Raw genomic sequence first — 14,671 nt, forward strand, 5'->3', positions numbered from 1 at the left:
CGATAGGTTCGCGTGGTGAGCGACTCCACCCGCCCCACGGACCCTCCGCGGACGCCGCTCGCGACCCTCGCGGAGTGGCTCGGCGCCACCGGGCACGGCGACCCCGCGGGCGTCGTCGTCACGGGTCTCTCGCTGTCCTCCCAGCGCGTCCGCCCGGGCGACCTGTACGCCGCCCTGCCCGGTGCCCGCGCGCACGGCATCGACTTCGCGGCCGCCGCCGTCGGCCGGGGCGCGGTCGCGGTGCTCACCGACCCGGCCGGCGCCGAGCGGGGCGACCCGGGCGTGCCGCTGCTGGTCGTCGACGAGCCGCGGTCCGTGCTCGGTCGCCTCTCGGCACGCATCTACGGCGAGCCCGCCGCCGCGATGCGGATGGTCGGCGTCACCGGCACCCAGGGCAAGACCACGACCACCCGGCTGCTCGAGAGCGGCCTGTCCCGCGCGGGCGTCACCGCCGCGGTCGTCGGCACCGTCGGCACCCGGGTCGCCGGCGAGGACGTGGAGACCGCGCTCACCACGCCCGAGGCGCCGGACCTGCACGGGCTGTTCGCGACCATGCGCGAGCGCGGCGTGCGCGCGTGCGCGATAGAGGTCTCCAGCCACGCGCTGGTGATGGGCCGCGTCGACGGGGTCGTCTTCGACGTCGCGGTCTTCCTCAACCTCGGCCGCGACCACCTCGACTTCCACGCGGACGTCGAGGACTACTACCGCGCCAAGGCCTCGCTGTTCACCCCCGAGCGCGCCCGGATCGCCCTGGTCGACGTCGACGACGAGCACGGTCGCCGGCTCGCCTCCGAGACGACCATCCCGGTGCGCACGCTGAGCACCACGGGCGCCGCCGACTGGTCCGTCGAGGACGTCGACCTGCGCGCCGACGGGTCCGCGTTCACGGTCGTGGCGCCCGACGGTGGCCGCCTGCCGGCGGGCTGCCCGCTGCCGGGCGGCTTCAACGTCGCGAACACGCTGGCGGCCGTGGCCGCCGCGGGCGAGGCCGGCCTGGACGCCGCAGCCGTGGCCGCCGGGATCGCCGGCGGCGGCGGCGTACCCGGCCGGATGGAGCGGGTCGACGCGGGGCAGGACTTCGTCGTGGTCGTCGACTACGCGCACAAGCCGGACGCGGTCGAGGCGGCGATCCGCACGCTGCGGCCGCTGACCGGCGGGCGGGTGATCGTGGTGCTGGGCGCCGGCGGCGACCGCGACCCGGGCAAGCGGCCGATCATGGCCGGCATCGCCGCCCGGCTCGCCGACCTGCTCGTCGTCACCGACGACAACCCGCGCACCGAGGACCCCGCCGCGATCCGCGCGGCCATGCTCGCCGGCGTCGAGTCGGGGGAGGCGGTCGAGGTCGGCGACCGCCGGCTCGCGATCCGCGAGGCGATCCGCCGCGCGCGGCCCGGCGACGTCGTGCTCGTCGCCGGCAAGGGACACGAGACCGGACAGGAGATCGGCGGCGTGGTGCACCCGTTCGACGACCGCGAGGTCGTGCGAGAGGAGCTCGCGTGCTCCCGATGACGCTCGCCGAGGTCGCGGCGGTCGTCGGCGGCGCGGTGCACGGCGACCCTGGCCTCGTGGTCGACGGCCCCGCCTACCACGACACGCGGAGCGCCCGGCCCGGCGGGCTGTTCGTGGCGCTGGTGGGGGAGCGCGTCGACGGGCACGAGTACGCCGCCGGCGCCCACGCCGTCCTCGGCAGCCGCCCGACCGAGGCGCCGACCGTGGTGGTCGACGACCCGGTCGTCGCGCTCGGCGCCCTGGCGCGCCACGTCGGCCGCCGGCTCGGCGCGACCGTCCTCGCGCTCACCGGCTCGCAGGGCAAGACCGGCACCAAGGACTACCTCGCGCACGTCCTCGGCGCGGCCGGGCCGACGGTGGCCACCCTCGGCAGCTTCAACAACGAGCTCGGCTTCCCGCTGACCGTGCTGCGCGCGGACGCGGACACCGAGTTCCTCGTGCTGGAGATGGGCGCTCGCGGCATCGGCCACATCGCCTACCTGTGCGAGATCGCGCCGCCGCGCATCGCCGCGGTGCTCAACGTCGGCACCGCGCACGTCGGCGAGTTCGGCTCCCGCGAGGCGATCGCGCTGGCCAAGGGCGAGATCGTCGAGGCGCTGCCCGAGGACGGCGTCGCCGTGCTCAACGCGGACGACGAGCTCGTCGCCGCGATGGCCGACCGCACGCGCGCGCAGGTGCTGCGCTTCGGCACCGGCGGCGACGTCGCGGTGCGCGGCGTCGAGGTCGACGACCTCTCCCGGCCGTCGTTCGAGGTCGGCCACCGAGGCTCCTGGCACCCGGTGCGGCTGCGCCAGTCCGGCCTGCACCAGGTCGAGAACGCCGTCGCGGCCGCGAGCATGGCCCTGGCCGCCGGCCTGCCGCTCGACCGGATCGCGGCGTCGCTGTCCGGGGCGGACGCCGTCTCTCCGATGCGGATGGAGCTGCACGAGCGCGGCGACGGCCTGCTGGTGATCAACGACGCCTACAACGCCAACCCGGCCTCGATGGCGGCCGCCCTCGAGGCGCTCCGGGTGATCGGCGAGCGGCGCGGGCGGCGTACCGTCGCCGTGCTCGGCGAGATGCGCGAGCTCGGCGACTCCTCGCACGCCGGCCACGTCGAGGTCGGCCGGACCGCGCGGGCCCTCGGCATCGACACCGTCGTGGTCGTCGGCGCGGCCGCCGCGGCCATCGCGGAGGGGTACGCCGGTGAGGCGATCCTCACGGCGGGGCGTGCCGAGGCCCTCGCCTGGGTGCGCGAGAATGCTGCGGGCTCCGACGTCGTGCTGGTCAAGGCGTCGCGGGGGGCCGCGCTGGAAGCGATCGCCGACGGACTGCTGTCCATGAATACGGAGGGAGGGGGCGCCACGCCATGAGAGCGATCCTCCTGGGCGGCGGCGTCGCCCTCCTCATCTCGCTGCTCGGCACCCGGGTCGCGATCCGGATGCTCACCCGGCGGGGCTACGGGCAGGAGATCCGCGACGACGGCCCCACCAGCCACCACACCAAGCGCGGCACGCCCACGATGGGCGGCGTGGTCATCATCCTGGCCGCGGTCGTCGGCTACTTCGCGGCGAAGCTGCTCACCCACGACCTGCCGTCCGCGTCGGCGCTGCTGCTGCTCTTCCTGTTCGCCGGCACCGGCCTGGTCGGCTTCCTCGACGACTTCATCAAGATCTCCAAGCAGCGCAGCCTGGGCCTGCGCAGCAAGGCCAAGATGATCGGCCTGACCGTGGTGGCGCTCGCCTTCGGCGGACTCTCGCTCTCGCCCTGGCTCGAGGACGACCGCGGCCAGACCCCGGCCTCGAACCACCTCTCGTTCATCCGCGACATCGGCTGGGTCACGCTGCCGACCGTCGTCGTGCTGCTGCTCATCTGGCTGATCATCGCGGCGACGTCGAACGGTGTGAACCTCACCGACGGCCTCGACGGCCTCGCCACCGGGGCCGGCGTGATGGTCTTCGGCGCCTACACGCTGGTGAACATCTGGCAGAACAACCAGTGGTGCGGCCAGACCGGCCTCGACCAGCCCAACCTCTGCTACGAGGTGCGCGATCCGCTCGACCTCGCCGTGGTCGCGGCCGCGATCACCGGCGCCTGCTTCGGCTTCCTGTGGTGGAACGCCTCGCCGGCCGCGATCATGATGGGCGACACCGGCTCGCTCGCGCTCGGCGGCGCCCTCGCCGGACTCGCGATCCTGACCCGCACCGAGCTGCTGCTGATCATCCTCGGCGGCCTGTTCCTGGTCGAGACGGTCTCGGTCATGCTGCAGGTGACCACGTTCAAGGTCACCAAGAGGCTGACCGGGACCGGGCGCCGGGTCTTCCGGATGGCGCCGATCCACCACCACTTCGAGATGCTCGGGTGGGAGCAGGTCACGGTGACGATCCGGTTCTGGATCATCACCGGCATCTGCGTCGCCGCCGGCCTCGGCGTCTTCTACGCCGAGTGGGTCGCGGGCATCTGATGGCCGACCCCCACCTGCTCGGGCGGCACGACTCCTGGGCGGGCGTCCGCGCGGTCGTCGCCGGCTTCGGCGTGTCCGGCTTCGCCGCCGCCGACAACCTCAACCACCTCGGCGCGAGCGTGATCGCGCTCGACGAGTCCGACGCCGGCGGCCGGGCCGAGAAGGCGGAGCTGCTCGAGGTGCTCGGTGCCGACGTACGTCTCGGGGCGGGTACGACGGCGACGCTGCCCGACGACGTCGACCTGCTCGTCACCTCGCCCGGCTGGCGGCCGGACGCCCCGCTGCTGGCGCAGGCGCGCGAGCGCGGGGTGCCGATCTGGGGCGAGGTCGAGCTCGCCTGGCGGCTGCGCGACCCGGACCACCGCACCCCGTGGCTCTGCGTCACCGGCACCAACGGCAAGACCACGACCGTGCAGATGCTCGACTCCATCCTCCGGGCGGCCGGCCTGCGCTCGATCGCGGCCGGCAACGTCGGGCTGCCGATCGTCGAGGCGGTGATGGACCCCGAGCCGTACGACGTCCTCGCGGTCGAGCTCTCCAGCTTCCAGCTGCACTACACCTACTCGATGAGCGCCGAGTCGGCCGCCGTCCTCAACGTCGCCGAGGACCACCTCGACTGGTACACCGGTCCGACGGGGATGGCCGACTACGCCGCCGACAAGGGCCGGATCTACGAGCGGGTCCGGCGCGCCTGCGTCTACAACGCCGCCGACCCCGAGACCGAGCGGCTCGTGCGCGCGGCCGAGGTCGAGGAGGGCGCCCGCGCGATCGGCTTCACCCTCGGCATGCCGGGCGTCGGGATGGTCGGCCTCGTCGAGGACATCCTCGCCGATCGCGCCTTCATCGAGCAGCGCGAGACCAGCGCCGCGGAGCTGTGCACCCTCGACGACCTCGCGCTCAACAATCCGGGAGGGGCCGCCCCCCACTTCGTCGCGAACGCGCTCGCCGCGGCCGCGCTGGCCCGCGCGCACGGCGTACCACAGGCGGCGGTCCGCGACGGCCTGCGCGCCTTCCGCCCCGACGGGCACCGGATCGCGGTCGTGGGTGAGCGCGACGGCGTCACCTGGGTCGACGACTCCAAGGCCACCAACCCGCACGCCGCGCAGTCCTCGCTGCTCGCCTACGACCCGGTCGTCTGGATCGCCGGCGGGCTCGCCAAGGGCGCCCGCTTCGACGAGCTCGTGCTCGCCGTCGGGCCGCGCCTGCGCGGCGTCGTGCTGCTCGGCCGGGACCGCGACGCGATCGCGGGCGCGCTTTCGCGACACGCCCCGGATGTGCCCGTGATCGTGCTGGGCGGCGGCGAGACTGACCCGGTAGACGGTGGACGGGCCATGGAGCGCGCCGTCGGGGCCGCAGCCGAGCTGGCTCGACCCGGCGACACGGTCCTGCTCGCCCCCGGCTGTGCCTCCATGGACATGTTCACCGACTACGCCGAGCGCGGCGACGCGTTCGCCGACGCCGTACGACGCAGGCTCTAGCACCCGACGGGAGGGGGACGCGATGACCACCGCCGACCCCCTCGAGCGGACGCGGCGTCGCCCCGCGATCCTCGGCTGGTACGCCGCCGTGCGGGCCGCGCTCGACCGGCCGCTCACGGCGTACTACCTGCTGCTCGGCGCCTCCGCGCTGCTGCTCACCATCGGCCTGGTCATGGTGCTGAGCGCCTCGAGCGTCTACTCCTACAACGAGAACGGCGGCGACTCCTACGCCGTCGTCAAGCGCCAGTTGATGTGGGTGCTGATCGGCATCCCGTGCGCGTTCGTCGCCTCCCGGCTGCCGCACCGGGTGCTGCGACGGTTCGCGTGGCTCGGCCTGGTCGTCTCGATCGTGCTGCTGGCGCTCGTCCGGGTGCCCGGGCTGGGCCGCGAGGTCAACGGCAACACTAACTGGCTCGGCCTCGGCCCGATCGTGATCCAGCCCGCCGAGGTCGCCAAGCTCGCGATCGTGCTGTGGGCCGCGCACGTCTACGCGCTCAAGGACAAGCGGCTGCACCGCGTCCACGAGGTGCTCATGCCCGTGGTGCTCGGCATGAGCGTGGTCATCGGGCTGGTCGTCCTCGGCAAGGACCTCGGCACCGCGCTGGTGCTGTTCGCGATCCTGCTCGCCATGCTGTGGGTCGTCGGCGCGCCCGGCCGGATCTTCGCGTTCGCGCTGACCGCGGTCGGCGTGGTCGCCATCGGCATCGCGTCGACGTCGTCCGAGCGCCTGGAGCGCATCACCAACTTCGCCGACCCCTTCAAGGACTTCCACAACGCCGGCTGGCAGCCCGCGCACGGCCTCTTCGCGCTGTCCAGCGGCGGCGTCTTCGGCCAGGGCATCGGCGCCAGCCAGCAGAAGTGGGGCGACCTGCCCGAGGCGCACACCGACTTCATCTTCGCGGTGCTCGGCGAGGAGCTCGGCCTGGTCGGCACGCTACTGGTGATCGGGCTGTTCCTCACGATCGCGTTCGCGGCGATCCGGGTCGCCACCCACACCGACGACCCGTTCGTGCGCTACACGACCTTCGGCATCGTGGTCTGGCTGCTCGGTCAGACGATCATCAACGTCGGTATGGTGCTCGCGCTGCTGCCGGTCATCGGCATCCCGCTGCCGCTCATCTCCTACGGCGGCTCCGCGCTCGTGCCGTCCCTGGTCGCGCTCGGCCTGCTCATCGGCTTCGCCCGCCGCGAGCCCGAGGCCGCCCGCGCCCTCGCACAGCGCAAGAGGGACCGCTCCGCGGGCGTCTCGGCGGGCCGCGTCTCCTAGCGCTGATCGATGCGGGTGGATGCCAGCGTCGTCCAGGCTTCGCGGCATTTTTCGTGAGTCAAGCCGATGCCTTGCGCGCCCTGCAGCGGGATGTGACAGTGGCTCACCAGTAAGGAAGATGCACGGATGCTGCTACAGAAGTGGCCATGCTAACCGATCAATCGACAGGTTCTGCTCGGGGCGCTTTCGGACGAAAGATGGAGGGACGTTGCCCTGGGAATGGCGTTGGGCTTCGTCGGGGCCGGAGTTGCGGCGTCGCCTTCAGTAGGCTCGCGTGCCGCGTGTGTCTCGTACCCATGTGACGGGCGATCCGGCGCTCACGACGTGGAGGTGTCCAGGTGATTGCGGATCTGCCTGCGTCTACGCGGCGCTCCAGCCGCCGCTGGTGGGTCGTAGCCGCGTCCGCGGCCGGGGGCGAGTTCGTCGTGGTCTGGCTGGCTGCCGCGGTTGCCACCTTCGTCACTCAGGGTATCTGTGGGGACCCCGCGAGTACTGAGAATCTGCACACCGCGCGGTGGCTCCTGCTCGTCCTGAGCGCCGCCGCTTTCCTGCCGTGGGCGTTGGTCGCGTACCGCAGCGTCCCCCGGCGGCCGGTGGCCCTGCTGGTCGGACTCCTGGCCGCGGCTCCCGCCGTCCGTGTCGCCGTCGACGCGGTGCTGTCCAGCCCAGCCGAATGGACGAACAGCTACTGCGTGTTCTAGATGCGTACCGCTGGCGACACGCCGACCAGGCCTTGCCCCGCCCAGCCCTCGGTCGGCGGCATTGACTCTAGGCTTGACGACGATGCGCGTACTCCTCGCCGGCGGCGGCACCGCCGGCCACACCTCGCCCCTGCTCGCCACCGCCGACGCCCTCCGACGACTCCGGCCCGACGTCGAGATCACCTGCCTCGGCACGCCGCGGGGCCTGGAGAACAAGGTGGTCCCGGAGGCCGGCTACCCGCTCGAGCTGATCCCGCCGGTGCCGCTCCCGCGCCGGCCGAGCGCCGACCTCCTCAAGGTCCCGACCCGGCTGCGCGCGGCCGTCAGGGCGACCCGTGCGGTGCTCGACCGGGTCCGCCCCGACGTGGTCGTCGGCTACGGCGGCTACGTCTCGATGCCGCTCTACCTCGCGGTCCGCGGGGGCCGGACCCCGCTGGTGATCCACGAGCAGAACGCCATCCCGGGCCTGGCCAACCGGGCCGGCGCCCGGTTCGCGCGGCGGGTGCTGGTGAGCTTCCCCGACACCCCCCTGAGGAAGGCGGAGTACGTCGGCCTGCCGATCCGCCCGATGGTCTCCGGCCTCGACCGGGCGGCTCTCTGCGCCGAGGCGCGGGCGTTCTTCGGTCTCGACCCGGACCGCCCGACGCTGCTGGTCACCGGCGGCTCCCAGGGCGCGCGCCGGCTCAACCAGGCGGTGTCCGGCGCCGCGCCGGCCCTGGCGAGCGCCGGGGTGCAGGTGCTGCACGCCGAGGGCAGGCACGGCGGCGCCGCTCCCACCGAGACCGACGTGCCCTACGTCGTGGTCGAGTACATCGACCGGATGGACCTCGCCTTCGCCGCCGCCGACCTGGTCGTGTGCCGGTCCGGCGCCAACAGCGTCACCGAGGTGGCGGCGGTCGGGCTGCCCGCCGTCTACGTCCCGCTGCCGATCGGCAACGGCGAGCAGCGCAGGAACGCCGCGCCGGTCGTCGCCGCCGGCGGCGGCATCCTCGTCGACGACGCCGACCTGACCACCGAGTGGGTCGTGGCGAATGTGCCCCCGCTCGCCGCGGATCCCGCGCGCCTGGTGCGGATGGGCGTGGCCGCCGCCGCGGTGATCCCGCGCGACGCCGACGAGAAGGTCGCCCGGATCGTGCTCGAGGTGGCGGTCGCGTGAGAGTCCCCGTCCCGGAGGAGATCCTCCCGGCCGACCGCCTGGGCCGCGTGCACTTCGTCGGCATCGGCGGCGCCGCGCTCTCCGGCATCGCCCGGATCATGCTGGCCCGCGGCATCGCGGTCAGCGGCAGCGACGGCGTCGACTCGCCGACGCTCGACGCCCTGCGGGCGCTGGGCGCCCGCGTCCACGTCGGCCACGCGGCCGGCCAGCTCGGCGACGCCGACACGGTCGTCGTCTCGACCGCGGTCCGCGAGGACAACCCGGAGTACGCCGCGGCCGTCCGCCGCGGCCTGCGGGTGCTGCCGCGCTCGGCGGCACTGGCCGCGGTGATGGCCGGCCGGCGGGTGGTCGCCGTCGCCGGGACGCACGGCAAGACCACCACCACGTCGCTGCTCACGGTCGCGCTCCAGGCCGCGGGGGCGGATCCGGCGTACGCCATCGGCGGCGAGCTGACCGCCACCGGCGTCAACGCGGGCGAGGGCACCGGCGAGGTGTTCGTCGCCGAGGCCGACGAGAGCGACGGCGCCTTCCTGCACTACGCGCCGTACGCCGCGATCGTCACCAACGTCGAGGCCGACCACCTCGACAACTGGGGGACCGAGGCGGCCTACCGCGCGGCGTTCGACGAGTTCGCCGACACGGTCTCACCCGAGGGGTTCCTGGTGTGCGTCGCCGACGACCCGGGCGCCGCCGCGCTCGCCGACCGTGCCGAGGAGTCCGGCCGCCGGGTCGTGCGGGTCTCGGCGCGCTCGCCCGAGGCGCTGGCCGGCGTCGAGCTGTGGTCGCCGGGGGAGCACTACCTCGCCGACGCGCTCGCGGCGCTGGCCGCCGGCGTCGAGCTGGGGTACGACGCCGCCGACCTCGCCAGGGGCATCGCGGCGTACTCCGGCACCAAGCGGCGGATGGAGCGCAAGGGCGAGGCCGGGGGAGTCCGGGTCTACGACTCCTACGCGCACCACCCGACCGAGATCGCCGGCGACCTGGCCGCGGCGCGCGCGCTGGCGGGGTCCGGGCGCGTGGTCGTCGCGTTCCAGCCGCACCTGGTCTCGCGCACCCGGATCTTCGGCGCCGCGATGGGCGAGGCGCTCGGCGCCGCCGACGAGGTGGTCGTGCTCGACGTCTACCTCGCCCGCGAGGACGCCGACCCGGCCGTGACCGGCGCGCTCGTCGCCGGCGCGGTGCCGCTGCCCGACTCGCGGGTCGCGTTCGTGCCGTCCTTCGACGACGTCGCTGGCGAGCTGGTCGCCCGCGCCCGGCCCGGCGACCTGGTCGTCACCCTCGGCGCCGGCACGGTGACCGAGATCGGCCCGCGGGTGCTGGAGCTGCTCCGTGGCTGACGTCTCCGCGGAGCGGACCCGCAGGCGGTTCACCCGCCGGCAGTGGGCCCGGCGCTGGCTGGCCTGGCGGCCGGTCCTCGCGGTCGTGCTGGTGCTGCTGCTCGGCGTACTGCTGGTCTGGCTCGTCTACTTCTCCTCGCTCCTCTCGGTGAAGGGCGTAGACGTCCAGGGCGTCAAGCAGCTCAGCGCCGGACAGATCCGCTCCGCCGCGGCCGTGCCCGAGGGCGAGCCGCTGGCCACCGTCGACCTCGACCGGGTCCGCGCCCGCGTCGAGGCGCTGGCGCCGGTCCGCTCGGCCGACGTCTCGCGCGAGTGGCCCGACCAGGTGCTGATCACCGTCGAGGAGCGGGTGCCGGTCGCGGTCGTCCAGATCGCCGGCAAGCTGCGCGGCATGGACGAGGAAGGGGTCGTCTTCCGCGACTACGCCCAGGCCCCGCCCGGCCTCCCGCGCGTCGAGACCGGCACGAGCACCGGCAGCGACGCCCTGCGCGAGGCTGCCCTCGTCGCCGCGGCCCTGCCCTCGGACCTGGCCGCGAGGGTCGACTACGTCGCGGTCGCCACGGTCGACGAGATCTCGCTGTCGCTGCGCGACGGCCGCATCGTGCGCTGGGGGAGCGCCGCCGACTCCGACCTCAAGGCCGAGGTCCTCGCCGGCCTGCTCGCCGCCCGCCCCGACGCGAAGGCCTACGACGTCTCGGTCCCCGGCCAGCCGACCACGAAGTAGCGGGTGGTCCGCTCCGGGGTGTGGTGGCTGCTGCCCTCAGGTTCACCACGGTATGTAGGCGAACCTGCACCTCCCGCGGCATGCCCACCTTGGGAAGTGCAGGTTCGGCTGCATCCCATGGTGAAACAGCGGCGGCGGTAGCGGCTAGCTGGCCCTGCGCGCCAACCGGCTGATCCGTGCGACGGTCCGACCCGGCTCGTCGTAGTCGGCCCAGATGAGTCGGAACATCCCGTAGCCCGTGGCCTCGCGCAGCGCATCCTCGCGGATCTTCTCGGCGAACACGACCTCTCCGGGTTCCTGCCCCTCCCTGAGCAGCCGGCCGTACTTGATGCGACCGTCGAACTCGCCGAGGAGGCCGAGTGCGGGCCAGCCCCAGTCGCAGATGCCGATCAGGTTGCCGGTGGCGTCGTGCACCTCGTACTGCAGGACCGGGGCAGGCAGATGATGGGTCCGGAAGAGCCACCGCCCGCGGGACTCCCCGACGCTCTGCGACTTCCCGCTCGCCATCCGGGTCGGGATGTGGAGGTGCCGCATGCCGGGCCAGCCCCCGAGGCGTGCGTGCGTCTGCATCAGCTGGTCGTGGTCGAACTGGTCCTTGAAGAGACCACTGTCGAGGAGGCAGAGCGCCGCCTCGCTGGGCGTTCGCGAGCCGGTCTCCAGCACACTCCTGACCGCGGTTGTCACGGCGAGCCCGTCGACCTCGATGACGTCACCGGCGATGCAGACCCCCTCGTGGTGAACGACGTCGCCCTCGATCCGGCCCGCACCGCCGTCGAGGCGGGTGACGTGGACGTGGCTGAGAGGAACGCCCCAGACGTCGATGCCATGGACGACGACCGCAGAGACGTGGCTCAATGCCACGGTCGGGCCCAGCGAGCGCGCCACGGCGCGGGCGCGGACGAGGTGGCGCCCGACGTCGTCGAGCGCGGTCCACTCGTCGGCGAAGGCGTAGAACCCACGCCGGAATCGGACCCAAACCCGCGCACGCACCATCCGTGCGACGGCTCGGTCGTCGTATCCAGCATCATCGGCTTCTCGCCTGGTGAAGAAGCCGCACTCTCGGGTGAGCCAGCGCAACGGGTCCATCCGGTCACCATCGCCGCTGGGTCGACCGATCGCGCGGCGGAGCAACCCGGTTGGGGAGAGACCGGTCGCTGCGACGTCCTGTGGATGCTGACCGGCTCATGCTCAGGTTCACCACGGTATGTAGGCGAACCTGCACCTCCCGCGGCATGCCCACCTTGGGAAGTGCAGGTTCGGCTGCATCCCATGGTGAAACAGCGGCGGCGGTAGCAACCAGCCCGGCGTGTCTCCCCGAATCGGGAGGGGTCTCCGCCTACTGTCGTGACCACGGCGAGGTTGACATAACTATAACCCTCAGGTTGAGGGTCAGAGTTAACGGGACACGCCGGGAGAGCTTCCCAGGAACGACAGCACCAGCACCGACATCCGCATCCGAGCAGCGAAGGGCGAGAGCCGTGGCAGCAGCACAGAACTACCTGGCCATCATCAAGGTCGTGGGCATCGGTGGTGGTGGTGTCAACGCCGTGAACCGGATGATCGAGGTCGGGCTCAAGGGCGTCGAGTTCATCGCCATCAACACCGACGCGCAGGCGCTCCTCATGAGCGACGCCGACGTGAAGCTCGACATCGGCCGCGAGCTCACCCGCGGCCTCGGCGCCGGCGCCAACCCCGAGGTCGGCACGCAGGCCGCCGAGGACCACTCGGACGAGATCGAGGAGGTCATCAAGGGCGCCGACATGGTGTTCGTGACGGCCGGCGAGGGCGGCGGCACGGGCACCGGCGGCGCACCGGTCGTGGCGCGGATCGCCCGCAGCCTGGGCGCGCTGACCATCGGCGTCGTGACCCGGCCGTTCGCCTTCGAGGGACGCCGCCGCGCCAACTCCGCCGAGGAGGGCATCGCCCGCCTGCGCGAGGAGGTCGACACCCTCATCGTGATCCCGAACGACCGGCTGCTCTCGATCAGCGATCGCAACGTCTCGGTGCTCGACGCGTTCAAGCAGGCCGACCAGGTGCTCCTCCAGGGCGTCTCCGGCATCACCGACCTGATCACCACGCCGGGCCTGATCAACCTCGACTTCGCCGACGTGAAGTCGGTGATGTCGAACGCCGGCTCCGCCCTGATGGGCATCGGCTCGGCCCGCGGCGAGGACCGCTCGGTCGCCGCCGCGGAGATGGCGGTCTCCAGCCCGCTGCTCGAGGCGAGCATCGACGGCGCCCACGGCGTACTGCTCTCGATCGCCGGCGGCTCCGACCTCGGCCTGTTCGAGATCAACGAGGCCGCCGCCCTGGTGGCCCAGGCGGTGCACCCCGAGGCCAACATCATCTTCGGCGCCACCATCGACGACGCCCTCGGCGACGAGGTCCGGGTGACCGTCATCGCCGCCGGCTTCGACGGCGGCCAGCCCAAGCGCCAGACCGAGGGCGCCACGCTGCGCCGCGACCCGCGGCCCCAGCAGACGCAGGCCGAGACCAAGGCCGCCGCGCAGGCCGTCGCCGCCAAGCAGGACGTGCCCGCCGAGCAGAAGGAGAGGCAGAGGGAGAAGGTGGCCAGCGCGCCGCAGGCGAGCGCACCTCGGCCGGCTCCGCGGCAGGTGCAGTTCGACGACGACGACCTGGACGTGCCCGACTTCCTCAAGTAGCGGCTTGTACTTCTTCACCGACACCGTCGAGGACGACGTCCGGCTGGACGTCGCCTTCACCGACTCCAGCCTCGACCTCCAGGGCCTCCGTCCGGCGTTCCCCGAGCGCCTGGCGGAGGTGGAGGCCGCGTGCGGCGTCCCGTTCGCGCGCCTCACCCAGGTACACGGCGCCGACGTGCTCGTCGCGGACGGGCCGATGGCGCTCGACGAGGTGCCGACCGGCGACGCGCTGATCACGACCAGGCGCGGTCTCGGCCTCATGGTGCGGGTCGCCGACTGCGTCCCCGTGCTGCTCGCCGACACCGCGGCCGGGGTGATCGGCGCGGTGCACGCCGGCCGGCCGGGCCTGGCGCTCGGCGTCGCCACGGCTGCCGTCGAGGCGATGCGGGCGCGCGGTGCCGCGGAGCTGCGCGGCTGGCTGGGGCCGCATGTGTGCGGACGCTGCTACGAGGTGCCGGCCGCCCTGCGGGAGGAGGTCGCCGCGCTCGTGCCCGAGTCGTGGTCGGAGACCTCCTGGGGCACCCCGGCGCTCGACATCGGCGCCGGCGTCGAGGCCCAGCTGGTGAGGGCCGGCGTGGAGGTCACCCGCGTGGCCGGCTGCACCCGCGAGGAGCCCGGCCTGCACTCCTACCGTCGCGACGGCGTCGAGGCCGGCCGCTTCGCCGGGTTGGTGTGGCTGACGTGAGCGCCCCCGACGTGCGCCGCGACGAAGTCGCCGCCGGACTCGCCCGCGTGCGGGGGCGGATCGCGGCCGCCTGCGCCGCCGCCGGCCGCGACCCCGAGGAGGTCCGGCTGGTCGTGGTCACCAAGTTCTTCCCCGCCTCCGACGTCCGCCTCCTCGCCGAGCTCGGCGTCACCGACGTGGGGGAGAACCGGCACCAGGAGGCCGAGGCCAAGGCCGCCGAGTGCGCCGACCTCGGCCTGGCCTGGCACTTCATCGGGGGGCTCCAGAGCAACAAGGCGGCCGCGGTGGCGGCGTACGCCGACGTCGTCGAGTCCGTCGACCGCACCAAGCTCGTCGCCGGGCTCGACCGCGGTGCGCAGCAGCGCGATCGGGCCGTCGACGTGCTGCTCCAGGTGAGCCTCGACCCGCCCGGACGGGAGGGCCGCGCCGGCGTCGACCCCGATGGGCTGGCCGCGCTGGCGCTCGCCGTCCGCGCGGCCGGGACGCTCCGGCTGCGCGGGCTGATGGCCGTGGCGCCGCTCGGGGAGGACCCGACGCCGGCGTTCGAGCGGCTCGCCGGGATCCGGCGCGACTTCCTCGCCGGCCACCCGGACGCGACCTGGCTCTCGGCCGGGATGAGCGGCGACCTGGAGCATGCCGTGCGCGCCGGCGCGACACACGTGCGCGTCGGCTCGGCGGTCCTCGGTTCGAGGCCACCGGTCCAGTAAT

Annotated in this window: 12 protein-coding genes and 1 pseudogene; 12 read left to right on the forward strand and 1 reads right to left on the reverse strand. The window is 73.5% G+C overall.

Going from position 1 to position 14,671, the window contains the following annotated elements; genetic code table 11:
* The first annotated feature begins 12 nt into the window (after positions 1-12).
* From ACYVKX_RS03985 to ACYVKX_RS04025, 9 genes are all read left to right on the forward strand, one after another.
* A complete protein-coding gene (locus ACYVKX_RS03985) occupies positions 13-1,509 on the forward strand; it encodes a UDP-N-acetylmuramoyl-L-alanyl-D-glutamate--2,6-diaminopimelate ligase (protein ID WP_460829298.1) in 1,497 nt (498 codons plus the stop codon).
* The gene (locus tag ACYVKX_RS03990; protein WP_460829447.1) at positions 1,506-2,861 is read left to right on the forward strand and encodes a UDP-N-acetylmuramoyl-tripeptide--D-alanyl-D-alanine ligase; all 1,356 of its coding nucleotides are present in this window, start codon (positions 1,506-1,508) and stop codon (positions 2,859-2,861) included. The genes ACYVKX_RS03985 and ACYVKX_RS03990 overlap by 4 nt, the downstream gene beginning before the upstream one ends.
* Positions 2,858-3,952 carry a phospho-N-acetylmuramoyl-pentapeptide-transferase gene (gene mraY, locus ACYVKX_RS03995; protein WP_460829299.1) on the forward strand — a complete coding sequence of 365 codons (1,095 nt, stop codon included), beginning with the start codon at positions 2,858-2,860 and terminating at the stop codon, positions 3,950-3,952. The genes ACYVKX_RS03990 and mraY overlap by 4 nt, the downstream gene beginning before the upstream one ends.
* Positions 3,952-5,430 (forward strand): UDP-N-acetylmuramoyl-L-alanine--D-glutamate ligase, encoded by a 1,479-nt coding sequence (gene murD, locus ACYVKX_RS04000; RefSeq protein WP_460829300.1) that lies wholly within the window; start codon positions 3,952-3,954, stop codon positions 5,428-5,430. Before mraY ends, murD begins: the two co-directional genes overlap by 1 nt.
* A gap of 22 nt (positions 5,431-5,452) precedes the next feature.
* Entirely contained in the window at positions 5,453-6,697 is a 1,245-nt protein-coding gene (gene ftsW / locus ACYVKX_RS04005) for a putative lipid II flippase FtsW (protein ID WP_460829301.1), read from the forward strand.
* Between the two features lie 338 nt (positions 6,698-7,035).
* On the forward strand, positions 7,036-7,398 hold the full coding sequence (locus ACYVKX_RS04010; protein ID WP_460829302.1) for a hypothetical protein: 363 nt from the start codon (positions 7,036-7,038) through the stop codon (positions 7,396-7,398).
* An 82-nt stretch (positions 7,399-7,480) separates the two neighbouring features.
* Positions 7,481-8,554: an undecaprenyldiphospho-muramoylpentapeptide beta-N-acetylglucosaminyltransferase gene (gene murG, locus ACYVKX_RS04015; RefSeq protein ID WP_460829449.1), complete on the forward strand. Its 1,074-nt coding sequence runs from the start codon at positions 7,481-7,483 to the stop codon at positions 8,552-8,554.
* On the forward strand, positions 8,551-9,891 hold the full coding sequence (gene murC, locus ACYVKX_RS04020) for a UDP-N-acetylmuramate--L-alanine ligase (protein ID WP_460829303.1): 1,341 nt from the start codon (positions 8,551-8,553) through the stop codon (positions 9,889-9,891). The genes murG and murC overlap by 4 nt, the downstream gene beginning before the upstream one ends.
* Positions 9,884-10,615, forward strand: coding sequence for a cell division protein FtsQ/DivIB (locus ACYVKX_RS04025; RefSeq protein WP_460829304.1), 732 nt, complete (start codon positions 9,884-9,886; stop codon positions 10,613-10,615). Before murC ends, ACYVKX_RS04025 begins: the two co-directional genes overlap by 8 nt.
* Before the next feature lie 144 nt (positions 10,616-10,759).
* On the opposite strand, the gene ACYVKX_RS04030 is transcribed toward ACYVKX_RS04025, so the two are convergent.
* Positions 10,760-11,701, reverse strand: coding sequence for a type IV toxin-antitoxin system AbiEi family antitoxin domain-containing protein (locus ACYVKX_RS04030; RefSeq protein WP_460829305.1), 942 nt, complete (start codon positions 11,699-11,701; stop codon positions 10,760-10,762).
* 392 nt (positions 11,702-12,093) lie between these two features.
* Between ACYVKX_RS04030 and ftsZ the strand changes: the two are divergent.
* The 3 genes and pseudogenes from ftsZ to ACYVKX_RS04045 form a co-directional block, all read left to right on the forward strand.
* Positions 12,094-13,041: pseudogene (ftsZ, locus tag ACYVKX_RS04035) on the forward strand (cell division protein FtsZ); the annotation flags it as partial.
* A gap of 241 nt (positions 13,042-13,282) precedes the next feature.
* Positions 13,283-13,963, forward strand: coding sequence for a polyphenol oxidase family protein (locus tag ACYVKX_RS04040; protein WP_460829307.1), 681 nt, complete (start codon positions 13,283-13,285; stop codon positions 13,961-13,963).
* Positions 13,960-14,670 carry a YggS family pyridoxal phosphate-dependent enzyme gene (locus tag ACYVKX_RS04045; RefSeq protein ID WP_460829309.1) on the forward strand — a complete coding sequence of 237 codons (711 nt, stop codon included), beginning with the start codon at positions 13,960-13,962 and terminating at the stop codon, positions 14,668-14,670. The genes ACYVKX_RS04040 and ACYVKX_RS04045 overlap by 4 nt, the downstream gene beginning before the upstream one ends.
* Position 14,671: the final 1 nt, after the last annotated feature.

It is taken from the genome of Nocardioides hungaricus (assembly GCF_054782915.1).

Coding starts and splice junctions, on each gene's coding strand:
- mraY (WP_460829299.1), top strand. CDS start 2,858: ATGAGAGCGATCCTCCTGGGCGGCGGCGTCGCCCTCCTCATCTCGCTG.
- murG (WP_460829449.1), top strand. CDS start 7,481: ATGCGCGTACTCCTCGCCGGCGGCGGCACCGCCGGCCACACCTCGCCC.
- ftsW (WP_460829301.1), top strand. CDS start 5,453: ATGACCACCGCCGACCCCCTCGAGCGGACGCGGCGTCGCCCCGCGATC.
- murD (WP_460829300.1), top strand. CDS start 3,952: ATGGCCGACCCCCACCTGCTCGGGCGGCACGACTCCTGGGCGGGCGTC.
- ACYVKX_RS04030 (WP_460829305.1), bottom strand. CDS start 11,701: ATGGACCCGTTGCGCTGGCTCACCCGAGAGTGCGGCTTCTTCACCAGG.
- ACYVKX_RS03990 (WP_460829447.1), top strand. CDS start 1,506: ATGACGCTCGCCGAGGTCGCGGCGGTCGTCGGCGGCGCGGTGCACGGC.